11 protein-coding genes are annotated in these 15,225 nt (G+C 60.8%); 5 read left to right on the forward strand and 6 right to left on the reverse strand.

The window, feature by feature from the left end; genetic code table 11:
• Window positions 1-65: 65 nt before the first annotated feature.
• Together QK296_RS18215 and QK296_RS18220 are read left to right on the forward strand one after the other, a co-directional pair.
• The gene (locus tag QK296_RS18215; RefSeq protein ID WP_282391149.1) at window positions 66-2,231 is read left to right on the forward strand and encodes a mechanosensitive ion channel family protein; all 2,166 of its coding nucleotides are present in this window, start codon (window positions 66-68) and stop codon (window positions 2,229-2,231) included.
• A gap of 16 nt (window positions 2,232-2,247) precedes the next feature.
• Window positions 2,248-3,594, forward strand: coding sequence for an amidohydrolase (locus QK296_RS18220; RefSeq protein ID WP_282391150.1), 1,347 nt, complete (start codon window positions 2,248-2,250; stop codon window positions 3,592-3,594).
• Window positions 3,595-3,703: 109 nt separating this feature from the next.
• Here QK296_RS18220 and QK296_RS18225 read toward each other — a convergent pair whose 3' ends face one another.
• The 5 genes from QK296_RS18225 to QK296_RS18245 all read right to left on the reverse strand — a co-directional run bounded on the left by QK296_RS18225 (window position 3,704) and on the right by QK296_RS18245 (window position 8,833).
• Complete coding sequence (locus QK296_RS18225; RefSeq protein WP_003192847.1) at window positions 3,704-3,928, reverse strand: MbtH family protein; 225 nt, start codon at window positions 3,926-3,928, stop codon at window positions 3,704-3,706.
• An 82-nt stretch (window positions 3,929-4,010) separates the two neighbouring features.
• Window positions 4,011-5,411: an aspartate aminotransferase family protein gene (locus tag QK296_RS18230; protein ID WP_057709802.1), complete on the reverse strand. Its 1,401-nt coding sequence runs from the start codon at window positions 5,409-5,411 to the stop codon at window positions 4,011-4,013.
• Window positions 5,412-5,943: 532 nt separating this feature from the next.
• Window positions 5,944-6,711, reverse strand: coding sequence for an N-acetylmuramoyl-L-alanine amidase (locus QK296_RS18235; RefSeq protein ID WP_003192851.1), 768 nt, complete (start codon window positions 6,709-6,711; stop codon window positions 5,944-5,946).
• Window positions 6,712-6,833: 122 nt separating this feature from the next.
• Entirely contained in the window at window positions 6,834-8,153 is a 1,320-nt protein-coding gene (locus tag QK296_RS18240; protein WP_003192853.1) for an ATP-binding protein, read from the reverse strand.
• Window positions 8,153-8,833, reverse strand: a complete 681-nt coding sequence (locus QK296_RS18245) for a response regulator (RefSeq protein ID WP_003192855.1) — start codon at window positions 8,831-8,833, stop codon at window positions 8,153-8,155. The genes QK296_RS18240 and QK296_RS18245 overlap by 1 nt, the downstream gene beginning before the upstream one ends.
• A gap of 175 nt (window positions 8,834-9,008) precedes the next feature.
• Here QK296_RS18245 and dsbD point away from each other — a divergent pair, with 175 nt between their 5' ends.
• From dsbD to dsbG, 3 genes are read left to right on the forward strand one after another with little or no spacing between them, the layout of a single operon-like run.
• A complete protein-coding gene (dsbD, locus tag QK296_RS18250) occupies window positions 9,009-10,736 on the forward strand; it encodes a protein-disulfide reductase DsbD (protein ID WP_137204237.1) in 1,728 nt (575 codons plus the stop codon).
• Entirely contained in the window at window positions 10,736-11,581 is an 846-nt protein-coding gene (locus tag QK296_RS18255) for a TlpA disulfide reductase family protein (RefSeq protein WP_034136092.1), read from the forward strand. Before dsbD ends, QK296_RS18255 begins: the two co-directional genes overlap by 1 nt.
• Entirely contained in the window at window positions 11,557-12,318 is a 762-nt protein-coding gene (gene dsbG, locus QK296_RS18260) for a thiol:disulfide interchange protein DsbG (RefSeq protein WP_192001662.1), read from the forward strand. The genes QK296_RS18255 and dsbG overlap by 25 nt, the downstream gene beginning before the upstream one ends.
• A gap of 62 nt (window positions 12,319-12,380) precedes the next feature.
• Here the strand turns inward: dsbG and QK296_RS18265 are convergent, their stop codons facing one another.
• On the reverse strand, window positions 12,381-15,074 hold the full coding sequence (locus tag QK296_RS18265; protein WP_169855997.1) for a hypothetical protein: 2,694 nt from the start codon (window positions 15,072-15,074) through the stop codon (window positions 12,381-12,383).
• Window positions 15,075-15,225: the final 151 nt, after the last annotated feature.

Raw genomic sequence — 15,225 nt, forward strand, 5'->3', positions numbered from 1 at the left:
GCTCGCATTGGGCATAGCGGCCTCGTACACTCGGTCAATTCGTCGTTTTCAAGGTTGACCGCCTCGTGTTCTCCCGTCTGTTTGCCCTGCCCTGCTACCTGCTGATCGCCCTGCTCACGCTGCTGCCAGTGATGCCCGCCCAAGCCGTGGGCTTGCCCGGGATGCTGGGCGGCTCCAGCAAGACCCAACCCCAGGCGGAAGTGCCCCTGGGGCAGTCGCTGGACGAAGTGATCAAAACCCTGGAAAACGACCAGCAACGCACCCAGTTGCTCAGCGACCTGAAGAAACTGCGCGCCGCCACGCAAAAGGCCCAGCCCGCCGCCGAACTCGGGGTACTCGGGTTGATCGGCAGTACGCTGTCGGGCTTTGAGCAGCAGTTTTCCGGCGCCGACAGCCCGCTGGGGCGCTGGTCCAATGAAGTCGACCTGGCCAAGGATGAACTGGGCGCCCTGATGCTGCCGGCCAGCGAATGGCTGCCGATCATCTTCGGTTTTGCCGTGATCCTGGCCGTATGGAGCCTGCTGGCCGCTGCGCTGATCTGGCTCAGCCATCGGGTGCGCGAGCGTTTCGGCCTGCCCGAAGAGCTGCCCCAGCACCCGCGCACCTGGGACATGCTGCGCTTCGCCCTGCGCAAGCTGGGCCCATGGCTGATCGCCCTGGTGATCACGGTGTACCTGAGCTACGCCCTGCCCTCATCCCTGGGTAAATCGTTGGCCATGGTGCTGGCCTATGCCTTGGTGGTCGGCACCTGCTTCTCGGCCATCTGCGTGATTGCCTTCTCCGTACTCGACGGCCCGCACCGCCACCGTGCCCTGTATATCCTGCGCCATCAGGCGTTCCGCCCGCTGTGGTGGATCGGCAGCTTTGCCGCCTTCGGTGAAGCCTTGAGCGACCCGCGCCTGGTTGCCGCGCTCGGCCAGCATCTGGCCCACACCGCCGCGACCGTGGCCAATGTCATGGCGGCGTTGTCCACCGGGGTATTTATCCTGCGGTTCCGCCGTCCGATTGCGCACCTGATCCGCAACCAGCCGCTGTCGCGCCGACTGACCCGCCGCGCCCTCACCGATACTCTGTCGATCATCGGCACCTTCTGGTACATCCCGGCTCTTCTGCTGGTGGGCATCTCACTGTTCGCCACCTTCCTGTCGGCCGGCGACACCAGCACCGCCCTGCGCCAGTCGTTGCTGTGCACGGTGCTGCTGGTGTTGTGCATGGTGATCAACGGCCTGGTGCGCCGCCACGCCCTCAAGCCGCACCGCGGGCACAAGCGCCATGCGCTGTATTCCGAGCGCCTCAAAGGCTTTGTCTACACCCTGGTGCACCTGGTGGTGTGGCTGGTATTTATCGAACTGGGGCTGCGGGTCTGGGGCCTGTCGATGATTCGCTTTACCGAAGGTGAAGGCCATGAAATAGCCGTAAAGCTGTTCGGCCTCGGTGGGACCTTGTTGTTTGCCTGGCTGATCTGGATCCTCAGCGACACCGCGATCCACCACGCCCTGACGCGCTCGCGCAAAGGACTGGCCAACGCCCGCGCGCAAACCATGATGCCGTTGATCCGCAACGTGCTGTTCGTGACCATTTTCATCATCGCCGCCATCGTCGCCCTGGCGAACATGGGCATGAACGTCACGCCCCTGCTGGCCGGTGCGGGTGTGATCGGTATCGCCATCGGTTTTGGTGCGCAATCGCTGGTGGCGGATTTAATCACCGGCCTGTTCATCATCATCGAAGACTCCCTGGCCATCGACGACTACGTGGATGTGGGCGGCCACCTCGGCACGGTGGAAGGCCTGACCATCCGTACCGTGCGCCTGCGCGATATCGACGGCATCGTGCACACCATCCCGTTCAGCGAAATCAAGAGCATCAAGAACTACTCCCGGGAGTTCGGCTACGCGATCTTCCGCGTGGCGATCCCCTACAACATGGAAATCGACGACGCGATCAAACTGATGCGCGAGGTCGGCCACGCCATGCGTAACGACCCGTTGCAACGCCGCAATATCTGGTCGCCGCTGGAGATCCAGGGCGTGGAAAGTTTCGAGTCCGGCAGCGCGATCCTGCGCGCACGTTTCAAGACCGCGCCGATCAAGCAGTGGGAAGTGTCGCGGGCGTTCAACCTGTCGCTCAAACGGCACCTGGATGAAGCCGGGCTGGACCTGGCAACGCCGCGCTTGAGCGTGCAGGTGCTGACCGCCGGCAGCGTGCAGGAGAAAGATCCACAACAATAAGCAAGGAGAGGTTGGTATGCGAATGAACGGTCTTACACACCAATGGGTTTTGGGGTTGCTCGGCGCGGTTGCGAGCAATGCCGTGGTTGCCGCCAGCAGCGGCCAGGACAGTGCCCGGGAGGAAATTGCCGCCCAGGCAAAAATCCTCGAACCCAGCCTGTTGGAAACCCGCCGCGATATCCACGCCCACCCCGAACTGGGCAATACCGAAACCCGCACCGCCGAGTTGGTCGCCAAACAGTTGCGCGAACTCGGCCTTGAGGTGAAGACCGGGGTGGCCCGCACCGGCGTCGTCGCCATCTTGAAAGGTGCGCTGCCCGGCCCGACCGTGGCCCTGCGCGCCGACATGGATGCGCTGCCGGTCAAGGAAGTCGCCGACCTGCCCTTCGCCTCCAAAGCCAAGGGCACCTACCTGGGCAAGGAAGTCGACGTGATGCACGCCTGCGGCCACGACGCACATACCGCTATCCTGCTGAGCACTGCGAAGATTCTTACGGGGATGCGCGAGCGCCTGCCCGGCACCGTGGTGTTTTATTTCCAACCGGCCGAAGAAGGCCCCAGCGACTTTATCCCCGACGGCAAGAACACCTGGGGCGCGAAGATGATGGTGCAGGAAGGCGTAATGAAAGCGCCCAAGCCGGATGCGGTGTTTGGCCTGCACGTATGGGCCGGTGTGCCTGCCGGGCAAATCGCCTATCGCCCGGGCCCGACTTTGGCCAGCTCCGATGACCTGCGCATCAAAATCCTCGGCAAACAGACCCACGCCGGCCGCCCCTGGGACGGTATCGACCCGATCACCGTCGGCGCGCAAACCATTGTCGGCCTGCAGACCGTGGTCAGCCGCCGTACCGATATTTCGTCATTCCCCTCTGTGGTGAGCATCGGCACCATCAACGGTGGCACTCGCTACAACATCATCCCCGAGTCGGTGGACATGAGCGGCACCCTTCGCTCCTACGACTATGGCATTCGTCAGAAGCTGCATGCAGACGTGCGTCAAACCGTAGAGAAAATCGCCGAAAGCGGTGGCGCCAAGGCCGAAGTGACAATCATCGAGAAGTACGACCCCACCATCAACAACCCGGCGCTGACCGAGAAAATGCTGCCGAGCCTGCGTTGGGCGGCTCAGGATGATGTGGTGCAAGGCCCATTGGTAGGTGGCGCCGAAGACTTCTCGTTCTATGCCAAGGAAGCGCCGGGTCTGTTTGTGTTCCTGGGGGTGACCCCAAGGGACCAGGACATGAGCAAGGCGGCGCCGAATCACAACCCAGGGTTCTTTGTGGATGAGTCGGCATTGGTGGTGGGCGTGAGGACACTGGCGTCGTTGGCGACGGATTACCTTTACACCCACACCCCCCTGTAGGAGCGAGCTTGCTCGCGAAAAACTTCAGAACGCCGCGTTTATTCAGGGTAAACGCGGCGTTCTTGCGTTCTTCGCGAGCAAGCTCGCTCCTACAGTGTATTGGGGTGAATCAGTTGGCGAGGGCCGCGCCATCCATTTTCTGGCGCAGGCTCAGCGGGCGCATGTCAGTCCAGACTTCCTCGATGTAGGCCAGGCATTCTTTCTTCATGCCGCTCTTGCCCACGGTGCGCCAGCCTTCTGGCACGGCCTTGTAGTCGGGCCAGATCGAATACTGTTCTTCATGGTTGACCACTACCTGAAAGAGGATGTCGTCGCGGTCAAATACTGAGGTCATTGCTGTTCTCCGTCGCTCAAAGGCTGGCTGCGCACCACGCGCAGCACTGATATCTGTAGAAACGTACCAAGGGCCTGGAAAATTAGACGCTGGCCACGGCCGCCGCCAAGGCGCGCCCGAAAATCTCGGCCACCTGGTCGACTTCGCCAGCGGTGATCACCAGCGGTGGCAGGAAACGCACCACACTGCCATGGCGCCCGCCCAGTTCCAGGATCAGCCCGCGCTTGAGGCATTCGCGCTGCACCAGCGGTGCCAACTGGCGATGCACCGGTGGGTGGCCCTGACTGTCAGGCGTGCCAGTCGGGTCTACCAGCTCCACCCCCAGCATCAGCCCACGCCCGCGGATATCCCCCAGGTGCGGGAAGTCGCGCTGCAGGATGCGCAGGTGTTCGCCCAGGCGCTCGCCCATGGCCGCCGCATGGCCTGCCAGGTCGTGATCCTTGAGGTAGCGCATCACCGCCGAGCCCGCCGCCATCGCCATTTGATTGCCGCGAAAGGTCCCGGCATGGGCACCCGGCAGCCAGGTGTCGAGCCACTCGCGATACACCACCACCGCCAGCGGCAGGCTGCCGCCAATGGCTTTGGACATGACCACCACGTCCGGGATGATGCCGGCGTGTTCGAAGGCAAACATTTTGCCGGTACGCCCAAAACCACTCTGGATTTCATCGACGATCAACGCCACCCCCGCTTGCGCGGTTATACGGCGCAGACCACGCAGCCAGTCGAGGTCCGCCGGGATCACACCGCCCTCACCCTGGACCACTTCGACAATTACCGCCGCTGGCAGCAACACGCCGGCTTCCGGATCGTTGAGCAGGTTTTCCAGGTAATGCAGGTTGACCCGCACACCCTCAGCGCCACCCAGGCCGAACGGGCAACGGTAGTCATACGGGAAGGGCAGGAATTGCACGCCATTGCCGAGCAATGCGCCCAAGGGTTTCTTCGGCCCCAGGCTGCCCATCAGACTCAGCGCGCCCTGGCTCATGCCGTGATAGCCGCCCTGGAACGACAGCACAGTGCTGCGCCCGGTGGCGGTGCGCACCAGCTTCAACGCGGCTTCCACCGCATCGGTACCGGTGGGGCCGCAGAACTGGATTTTGGCTTCCCGCGCCAGTTCCGAGGGCAGCAAACCGAACAGGTCCTGCACGAATTGATCCTTGACCGGCGTAGTCAGGTCCAGGGTGTGCAGGGGCAGTTCGTCGCTCAACACTTGCTGGATGGCCTGGATCACCACCGGGTGGTTATGCCCCAGCGCCAGAGTGCCGGCACCGGCCAGGCAATCGATGAACCGGCGCCCCTCCACGTCTTCCACATAAATGCCCTTGGCGCGCTTGAGCGCCAGGGGAATGCGCCGTGGGTAGCTGCGGGCGTTGGATTCCTGCTGGCGCTGACGGGCCAGCAGCGGGCTTTCGTCAAACTGATAGAGCGTTTCCGCGGCCTGCACCGGGGCGTCTTCGATACGGCTGGTAGCGACTGACATCTCTGGATCCCTCAATACGCTGATGATGGTGACCAAACTGCCGATCCGTTGGCGTCTGACCCAAGGGCATGCGCACGGATTTCCTGTTGTGGAGACGCTTCAGGTGCACGGGGATTTAGGAGGTTGGTCGGATATTTACCGACTATGCAGTTCGCCGCAGCCACCGCTAACCACGATGCGAAGCGAGCCGCTCTTGATCTGCTTTTGATCTCAGGCGCCCCGTTAAACCACGCTGGCCGTAATCCGCCAGTGATTTGGGGCGAGGACCTTTTGGTTACTTTTGGCTGGGCCGGCATTCCGGTCCTTCCAAAAGTGACCCGACCCGCTGTCAGAGCGGAACCCTAAGTGGCCGTTACCGCAGCAATGGATATGTACTCGGTATAACAGTGTCGGCTGGCAGGCCGTCATCGCAGGCAAGCCAGCTCCCACAGTTGGATCGCGGCGCGTTAGTTAGATCGACGTCGGCTGTCAGGCCGTCACGGGGGCAAGCCCCCTCCCACATGGGGGACCCACATTTGAACAGTGCTCGGCATCAAATCCCACGGTACTTTTCGTTCAGTGCATACAAGATCGCGCAAGTCTCTGCATCCAGGAACCCACAATAATCCAGTGGCCGAAAGTGCATCTGGAACGCTCGGGTACGCTGCTCAAAGGCCTGGCGATTCTGCGCGGGCTTGTAGCCATACCGCTGAAACGCCCGCTCCACTTCCACTTCCGGCGGCAAGCCGAGACAAAAGCGGCGCTGGTACATCGCCCGGGTCGACTCATCAAACCAGGCCCCGATGCCGGCTTCATGCAGCACCCGCCACGGCAGCCGAGGCCCTGGGTCGCTCTTGCGCCAGTAGGCCACGTCCGAATGCCCGAGCCAGTCAGTAGGGCCGACCTGCGGATAACGTTCCAGCAGGTCGCGAAGCAATTCAATCAATACATCAACCTGCGCTGGTGCATATTCAGGAAAGGTAAAGACGCCCGCGTCATCCCGCGCCAGGTTGACGATTTCAATGCCCATCGAGCGGCTGTTGAGGTCGGCCTTCCCTGCCCAATAGCTCACGCCTGCATGCCAGGCGCGCTGGCCCTCGTCCACCAGGCGAAACACCCGCAGTTCTTCATAACCGGCGGCGCGGTAGCTGGGTTCATCAGGGTCGGGCAGCAGATAGTGAGCGCTGACGCCATCTTGAGTGAGGGTGCGTAGCGAGGAAGCAAAGGGCGAAGCGGTGTAGTGCAAAACCACCTGTTGCACGGTTTCGCCGCGGCGGTCGTTAAAATCCCTGGCGGGGAAACTGGTGTCGATCACCAACATAAGAACGGTCCTTTTCAATTCAGGCCGACTCATTCGGCCCGTTCAAGCGCAAAAAAATTACCGCCATCCTGAAGGCTTGAGCCTCAGGCGGGCGGTAATTATTTGCCACGTGAAAAGTCAGTTCAGCGCCGCAACGGCATGCCCAGGTCGACCCGCATACCGTCGGGCTGGCTGTCAAAATGCAACGAGCAGGAGCAACGTTGCACAATCGCCTGGACAATCGCCAGGCCCAGGCCACAGCCTTCGCTGCTGCCATTGCGCCAGAAGCGTTGGGTGAGGTATTGCAGGTCTTCGCTGGAGATCTGCTGGCCATGGTCACGCACGCGGAACACCACGTTATCCGGGGTAGAAAATACCTGCAGTTCCACGCGAGTCTCGGCGGGGGTATGGCGCAAGGCGTTGTCCAGCAGGTTACGCAAGGCCGCGACGGCCAGGCCCACGGGCATTTCTACCGGAGCGTGGGAGAGATCCGGCGCCAGGATCAGATCGATACGGGAATTGTCACCGGCGTTGGCATCCTGGATCGCCAACCGGGCGACTTCCTCGGCACTCGATTGCAAGCCATCATCAAACGACAGGCTGCCTTCCACCCGCGCCAGCAACAACAGTTGCTCCAGGGTGCGATGCAAGCGGTCGGCGCCCTCCTCGGCGTGCGCCAGGGACTGGTCGCGGGCCGCGCCCTCGGTCATGCGCGCGACTTGCAGGTGGGTCTTGATCGCGGTCAACGGGCTGCGCAGTTCATGGGCGGCGTCACCGGTCAGGCGACGTTCGCGCTCGATGGTCTTGGCAATGCGCTGCAGCAGTTGGTTCTGGGTGTCGAGCAACGGCTTGAGTTCACTGGGCAGCGGGTGAATCTGCAAGGGTTCGAGGGAGTCGACACTGCGCCGCATCAGCGCGTCACGCATACGGTTGAGCGGCACCAGGCTCTGGCCGATGCCCAGCCACAGCAGGCACAGGCAGCCCAGCAACGCCACGCCGACCGGCACCGACGCCGCCAGCAGGATCGACAGGTTGAGGGCTTCGCGCTCCACCTGGCGGTCGGCGGTGGTGATCAGCAGGTCGCCACGGGACAGGGTAAAACTGCGCCAGCCCACACCGTCGATGATCTGGTCGCGAAAACCGCTGCGGCGCGACTCCAGCCCTTCCTCCGGCGTGGTATGGCTACGCGCCAGGATCTCGCCGCGCAAGGAACTGACCTGGCAGGCCATGCCGCCCGGCACATTCAGTTGTTCGGTGCGCAAATGCGCGCCACCGCTGACGCTGGCCAGGCCCGGCATCTGCTCGGTGAGCCCGGCCACCATGCGCGCCGAAGCCACCAGGCGCTGGTCCAGGGAAAACATCATCTGGTTGCGCAAATCGTTGAGCATCCAGGCGGCCGCCAGCACCCAGATCAGCACAAAAGCGGCGCCCAGCTTGAACGTCAGGCGCAGACGCAAGCTCATCACGGCGTGTTGTCTCCCCCGTCAGCCGTGCCCAGGCGATAGCCCAGCCCTCTAACGGTTTCGACGATGCCGTTGCCCAACTTGCGCCGCAGGTGGTGGATATGCACGTTGAGGGCGTTGCTTTCCAGTTCGTCGCTGAAGCCGTAGACGCTGTCCTTGAGCTGTTCGCTGGACAGTACGCGCCCCTTGTTGTGCAACAGCGCCTGCAACAACGCCTGTTCACGCCGGGACAAATCTACCGGCTGGCCGCCGAGGAAGGTCTCGCGGCTGCTGGGGTCATAGGCCAGGCGGCCATGTTCGATCAGGTTGACGCTGCGCCCCGCCACCCGGCGCAGCAGGGTTTGCAGGCGAGCAGCGAGTTCACGCAGGTCGAAGGGCTTTAGCAGGTAATCGTCGGCGCCGGCTTGCAGGCCGTCGACGCGGTTGGTCACCGAGTCGCGCGCGGTGAGGATCAGCACCGGAATCTCCAACCCCTGGCTGCGCTGTTGTTGCAGCAGCTTGAGGCCGTCTTCGTCGGGCAAGCCAAGGTCGAGCACCATGATGTCGAAGGCGGCGGCCTTGAGCATCGCCCGCGCAGCCGAGGCCGTGGCCACGCGCTCCACGGTAAAGCCCTGGGCGGTCAGGCCGGCTACGATGCCACTGGCGATCAGTTCGTCGTCTTCACAGACCAGTACGTGCATGATTAACCCTTCATGAAAGATGGCGCGATTAGAAAAGCCACGGATTAAGCGCGCATTATGCCGCTAAAGTTCGCAACACCGGATAATCCCTACGCTCTAGAATAGCGGTGGTTAATCATCGGTTAATCAACGCCACACATTGTGTGCCTCACTTGCATCGAACTAAGGCTTGACCATGCGGCATCTGTTTACCTTTCTGCTGGTGTTGTTCGCGGGATTCGCCCAGGCAGCGCCGGGCAGCCCCTTCGAAACCAAACCCGACTTCCTCCCGGTGGGCAAAGCCTTCGCCTTTACCTCCGAACGTCTTGAAAGCGGCGAAACCCAGCTGTTTTGGCAGATTGCCGACGGTTACTACCTGTACCAGCAGCGCATGAAGTTCGACGGCCTGGCCGAAAAGCCCGTGCTGCCCGAGGGTGAAGCCCATAGCGACGAGTTCTTTGGCGAGCAGCAAGTGTATCGCCAGGGCCTGGAAGTGAAGATCCCCGCCGGCACCACCGGCCAGGTCAAGCTCGGCTGGCAGGGCTGCGCCGATGCGGGCCTGTGCTATCCACCGCAGTCGATCACCGTGGACCTGGGCGGCAACCCGGCCGTCGCCGCCACCGCGCAAGCCCAGGATCAAAGCCTAGCCAGCGGCCTGCAGCAGCGCAGCCTGGGGTGGAGCCTGCTGGTGTTCTTCGGCCTGGGCCTGCTGTTGGCGTTTGCGCCTTGCTCGTTGCCGATGCTGCCGATCCTCGCCGGCCTGGTGGTGGGCAGTGGCGCCAGCCCGCGCCGTGGCTTTGCCCTGGCCGGCAGCTACGTGGTGTGCATGGCGCTGGTATATGCCGCCTTGGGGGTAATGGCCGCGTTGCTCGGCGCCAACCTTGCCGCACTTTTGCAAACGCCGTGGATCCTCGGCAGCTTTGCGGCGTTGTTCGTGCTGCTCGCTCTGCCGATGTTCGGCTTCTTTGAATTGCAACTGCCCGCCTTCCTGCGCGACCGCCTCGATAACGTCAGCCGCCAGCAAAGCGGTGGCAGCCTGGTGGGTGCCGGTGTGCTCGGCGCGTTGTCCGGCCTGCTGGTGGGGCCGTGCATGACCGCGCCCCTGGCTGGCGCCCTGCTGTACATCGCCCAGAGCGGCAATGCGCTGCACGGTGGCCTGATCCTGTTTGCCATGGGCATCGGTATCGGCATTCCCCTGTTGTTGCTGGTGACCGTGGGCAATCGCTTCCTGCCCAAGCCGGGCACCTGGATGAACGTGCTCAAGGGCATCTTCGGCTTCCTGTTCCTGGGCACTGCGGTGCTGATGATTCGCCCGGTGGTCGGCGACAGCCTGTGGATCGGCCTGTGGGGCGCCTTGGCGCTGGTGATGGCGTACTGTGGCTGGGCGCTGGCCCGTGAGTCCGGCCTGGCGGCCAAGGTATTTGGCGCCGGTTCCCTGGTGCTGGGCCTGTGGGGCGCGGTGCTGGTGGTGGGTGCGGCCGGTGGCAGCGATGAGCTGTGGCAACCGTTGAAGGTCTACAGCGGCTCTCGGGTCGCCGATGCACCCAGCGCTCACGATGCCTTCACCACGGTCAGCGATCCGGCAGTATTGCAAAGCCAACTCGACAGCGCCAAGGCCCAGGGCCAGTGGGTGCTGTTGGACTACTACGCCGACTGGTGCGTGTCGTGCAAGATCATGGAAAAACAGGTGTTCGGCAAACCCGAGGTGATGGACGCGCTCAAAGACGTGCGCCTGTTACGCCTGGACGTCACCGCCGACAACGCCGCCAGCCGCGAGCTGCTGGGCCGCTACAAAGTGCCGGGGCCACCGAGCTTCGTGTGGATCGGCCCGGACGGTGAAGAACGCCGCGCCCAACGCATCACCGGCGAAGTAGACGCCGCCGCCTTCCTGCAACGCTGGACACAAACCCGAGACGCGCGCTGATGTTGACCCTGACCATCGGCACCTTCGCCATCGCCCTGAATCACATCCTGCTGATCAGCGCACTGATTCTCGCCACCCTGGTGGGCTGGCGCGTGGCCAAGCGCGGCGGCGAGAACCCGGAGTCGGTGCTGTTCAGCCTGTTTCTGCTGGGCCTGCTCGCCGCCCGGGTCAGCTTTGTGCTGATGTACTGGAGTTATTACAGCAACGACTGGGTGGAGATGGTCGACCTGCGTGACGGCGGCTTTCTCGCCTGGCCTGGGATCATCGCGCTGATCCTCGGCGCGCTGGCGTACGGCTGGCGTCGCCCGGCCCTGCGCAAGCCGCTCAGCGCCGGGGTAATCACCGGCCTGTTGTTCTGGGGCATGACCAGCCTGTCCCTGAGCCTGTATGAAAAAGGCACGCGCCTGCCGGACATCACCCTGCGCAACGCCAATGGCGAAGTGGTGCAACTGGCCGATTATCAGGGCGGCCCGCTGGTGATCAACCTGTGGGCCACCTGGTGCCCGCCGTGCCGACGCGAAATGCCGGTGCTGGAAAACGCCCAGCGCATGCGCCCCGACGTGACCTTCCTGTTCGTCAACCAGGCCGAAAGCATGCAAAGCGTCAGCACCTACCTGGCCACCCAGGGTCTGAACCTGGACAACGTGCTGTTCGACGCCAGCGGCCGCCTCGGCCAGGCCGTGGGTTCCATGGCGCTGCCGACTACGCTGTTCTACCAAGCCGATGGGCGCCTGATCAACAGCCACCTGGGCGAACTCTCCGAAGCCAGCCTGGCCCGCGCCATGGAACCCTTCGACAACGCCACGATAAGGAAACCGACATGCCTCGCCTCCGCCACCTGCTGACCCTGCTGCCGTTGACGCTAGCCGCTGCGCTGGCCCAGGCCGAAGACCTGCCGGCCCCGATCAAACAGATCGAAGCCAAAGGTGCCAAGATCATCGGCAAATTCGACGCCCCCAGCGGCCTCACCGGCTACGCAGCCCAGTACCAGAACCGTGGCATGGCCCTGTACTTGACCGCCGACGGCAAAAACGTCATCGCCGGCAACCTGTACGACGCCCAGGGCAATGACCTGAGCACCGCGCCCCTGGAAAAACTGGTGTACGCGCCGATGGCCAAGGAAGTCTGGGCCAAGATGGAAAACAGCAGCTGGATCCAGGACGGCGACAAAAACGCCCCGCGCACCATCTACCTGTTCAGCGACCCCAACTGCCCGTACTGCAACATGTTCTGGGAACAGGCCCGCCCGTGGGTCAAGGCCGGCAAGGTGCAGTTGCGCCACATCATGGTCGGCATCATCCGCGAAGACAGCCCCGGCAAATCCGCCGCCCTACTCGCCGCCAAAGACCCGCAAAAAGCCCTGCAAGACCACGAAGCGGCCGGCAAGGGCAGCAAGCTCAAGGCGCTGGAAAAGATCCCGGCCGAGGTAGAGGCCAAGCTTGATGCGAATATGAAGTTGATGGATGAACTGGAGTTGTCGGCGACGCCGGCGATTTTCTATCTGGATGACAAGGGTGGGTTGCAGCAGCAGCAAGGGGCTCCGTCGCCGGAGAAGTTAATTAAGATACTGGGCCCCAAATAAACTTTAAAAAAGCGCCTATCCCAGATAGGCGCCTTTTTCAGCAACAGCGAATTTAGCGGCTGCTAACCATGCACTCGGATATCCGTAAACGCATAATCATTGCCGTATCCCGCCCCCTCATGATTCAAAATCTCCAACCGCATTGACTCTGCGCTGGCGACGAACGAGCCCTTGAGTGGGGCCCACGCCGTACTGGAGAACGTAGTGACGTTTGTAACAGCTCCCGCATTCGTCCGCAGTGATAATTTGGGGAGTGCCGGTGTGGCATTGAGCGAGCACGCGATCATGCTGAATTCGTATCTACGATTAACCTCAAGTCCAGTAAAGTCTTTATATAGAAGCACTCCCAAAACAGCTGGACGATGTGTCCAATTGACTAAGCAAGATTTTCCCGCATGTGACCCGTAAACCAGTTCACCATTGGCTGCACTACCGAGCCTCCAGCTGTTCCAATTGCCACCTATAAACGGAGTAAAGTCATTCAATACAGCTTTGACGGTCAGCACCCGCAATGGGCACACCACGTTTTCCTTCAAGTTGCCCTGCGTGGACACGCTGAAAGCAAGGGTCAAGGTGCTGTTGTTTTTTAGTCTGTCCAGCAAGGCATGCTGGATAGGACCCGCCACCCCGTTAGTCGCCTCTCCATCGGTGACGATTCTGTTCGCATAGACATCGAACGTGTAAGAAAAACCATTTCTATCTGTCCCTGTCGCCCGCAGCCAGCACTTCTGCCCTTTTCGTAAGAACCACATTGGATCTTCGAAGGAGTTGGCATTGCCGGTAATTGCCCGCATGTCCAAAATGCCGTGATCAACCCCAGGTGGTGTCGCTTCCAACACGTTTGGCGTTTCCAGACGCGTGGGCAGATTGATCTTCAAACTCAACGGCGCTGAAGTCTGTGCTTCCCTACATTTGGTGATCACGGTGTAAGTTATTTCCACCGTTTCACCCATGCTCTCGATCACTGCTTCAGCAGGCAGGCGAAACTTGACATCGCCTTCACGACTGCCGCGCTGAGGCTCCAGTGTCCAGTAGAGTCCGTTGGGTCTCTGCCAACATAGAGCGATCTCATGTTGTTCATTCATACGCAGGTAACTGACAGTCACTTCCAGGCCATCCCGAGCGTTCCACGGCTCCAATTCATTGTCTTGCGCCTTGTCGACGGTGGGTGGGAGCAGCACCAGGTCTTCCTGGATGATATGGAATTTCGCAGCCGGAGCTTCAATAGCGTCTGATCGATCACAGGCTTCGCAGAAGCTAAAGGCAAAATGCAGTTCAAAGTCACTGCAATCGTCCATTTTTTGCAGCTTATCTCTGGGGATAATTGTTTCAATACCTTTATTCATCCAGTCCTCGATAACAGGCTCCTTGATCAGAATATCGGACCGGTAGTCACTTCCGTGTTCATACTTCCCTGTGATCCACGCCCAGCAATAATTGGCGCAGGTGGCATAATCCCCTATCTGAACAAACGCCGTCGCGTCCTCAGAGAAAATATTGAGATTAACCTTACCGTGAGTCGCCTCTGTAATCTCCGACGGGGAAAGTCTAGGCGTCAGCACATTGACCACTCGGTCCGGCGACTGCGGTTCAGGCCCCATCAAGTTAGGAAATCGAACGGTATAGCTCAGCGCCATCGGCTTGTTAAAGAAACAGGCAATCACACAGCGTGGCAACTTGACCGATGCCTGCTCTCCATCGTTTTGAATTTCTACGCAGCCAAGTGACGTCGATCCGTAGCCGGGGCCGCTCACGTAGAAGCAGATCTGATCACCTGCGTACGTGTCCAGCTCCGGCGCGTCCACATTGCCCCCGTTTTTGGTGAGTTGCGGGTTAAGGCACCACTTATCGTCGAAAAACGCAGATTGCCGCAAATGGGGCGGCGGCAAATTCTCCAGGCCTTGATCCCCAATGAAAGCAGCGGTACGACGATGTTGGATTTGAAGAGCGTTCCTGGGAAGCCGGGTCTCTTCATCAGGATTTTCAACTTCAGCCGGCGGTTGGGGCTCCTCGCCACTGGTGATCCAGGCAGCCTGACAAGTAATTGACTCGTAACGTGGCTTTTGACGTGCCAGCCAACCACGAGGAATCGGAAATTCAAGTTTTTCGCCTGATGCTATATCTTCAAGCGTTAATGCATACCCATAAGCCACGATATAGAAAACGGGTTTTCCACTGAATTGCTCAATAACGACACTGCAGTAAATTTTATCTCCAACTTGGGCAAGTGGAGGAATAGGTATTTCAACTCTCTCATCGCCTTTGTGATCGTGCATGTCATAGGTGGGCGTATTTTGGAATATCTTTTCATCTCTTAATCGAGGCGCAAGCGCTTTACTTTGTTCTGCAGAGTAAAAAGTCACCCCCACTTCCTTGGTCAGTGAAACGGCTGGTTTACCGCTCACTGTGCCCTCGTACCATACGATCAGTGTGTACCCCATGGACATGGTCAAGTATTTCTGCGGAATCAGGATTTCCCTGGCACCCGGCTGCCCGCTTGAGTCAACAACATCATTCAAGCGGATCTCTGGCGCCTCCTTTATGCTGAACTTTACGGTGATGTCCAACCTGTCCATGCGCGAGTCGACAGTCAGGTATGAGTCCTTCTCCATCGCTTCTGCTGTAATCGTCCCGTACAGCTCACTGGAGATGATTGGCGCGTCGACTTCCAACGCCTGCGGCTGTGGCGTAATTGAAGACGTTAGCGCATTGTCGGTACTTGAGGGGGTTTCAGGAGTGGAGGTTTGCTTGGCCATTTTCAGAACTCCGTGTTCAAAAGAGGTAGGTATCCTCGACCCGCCCAACCCGGCCAAGGAACTCCCTTAAGTGAGTCCTATTTTTCCTCTCCCGCCTACTGTCAGAATTGACAGTTCTGGCTAAAAAAAAGGCGCTACCCGACCAACGGGT

It is taken from the genome of Pseudomonas sp. AL10, from assembly GCF_029960685.1.
GTDB lineage: Bacteria > Pseudomonadota > Gammaproteobacteria > Pseudomonadales > Pseudomonadaceae > Aquipseudomonas > Aquipseudomonas lactis.

What these genes read in the sequence shown, in the direction of transcription:
- QK296_RS18220 (WP_282391150.1), top strand. Translation starts at nt 2,248, where the DNA reads ATGCGAATGAACGGTCTTACACACCAATGGGTTTTGGGGTTGCTCGGC.
- QK296_RS18225 (WP_003192847.1), bottom strand. Translation starts at nt 3,928, where the DNA reads ATGACCTCAGTATTTGACCGCGACGACATCCTCTTTCAGGTAGTGGTC.
- QK296_RS18230 (WP_057709802.1), bottom strand. Translation starts at nt 5,411, where the DNA reads ATGTCAGTCGCTACCAGCCGTATCGAAGACGCCCCGGTGCAGGCCGCG.
- QK296_RS18235 (WP_003192851.1), bottom strand. Translation starts at nt 6,711, where the DNA reads ATGTTGGTGATCGACACCAGTTTCCCCGCCAGGGATTTTAACGACCGC.
- QK296_RS18240 (WP_003192853.1), bottom strand. Translation starts at nt 8,153, where the DNA reads ATGAGCTTGCGTCTGCGCCTGACGTTCAAGCTGGGCGCCGCTTTTGTG.
- QK296_RS18245 (WP_003192855.1), bottom strand. Translation starts at nt 8,833, where the DNA reads ATGCACGTACTGGTCTGTGAAGACGACGAACTGATCGCCAGTGGCATC.
- dsbD (WP_137204237.1), top strand. Translation starts at nt 9,009, where the DNA reads ATGCGGCATCTGTTTACCTTTCTGCTGGTGTTGTTCGCGGGATTCGCC.
- QK296_RS18255 (WP_034136092.1), top strand. Translation starts at nt 10,736, where the DNA reads ATGTTGACCCTGACCATCGGCACCTTCGCCATCGCCCTGAATCACATC.
- dsbG (WP_192001662.1), top strand. Translation starts at nt 11,557, where the DNA reads ATGCCTCGCCTCCGCCACCTGCTGACCCTGCTGCCGTTGACGCTAGCC.
- QK296_RS18265 (WP_169855997.1), bottom strand. Translation starts at nt 15,074, where the DNA reads ATGGCCAAGCAAACCTCCACTCCTGAAACCCCCTCAAGTACCGACAAT.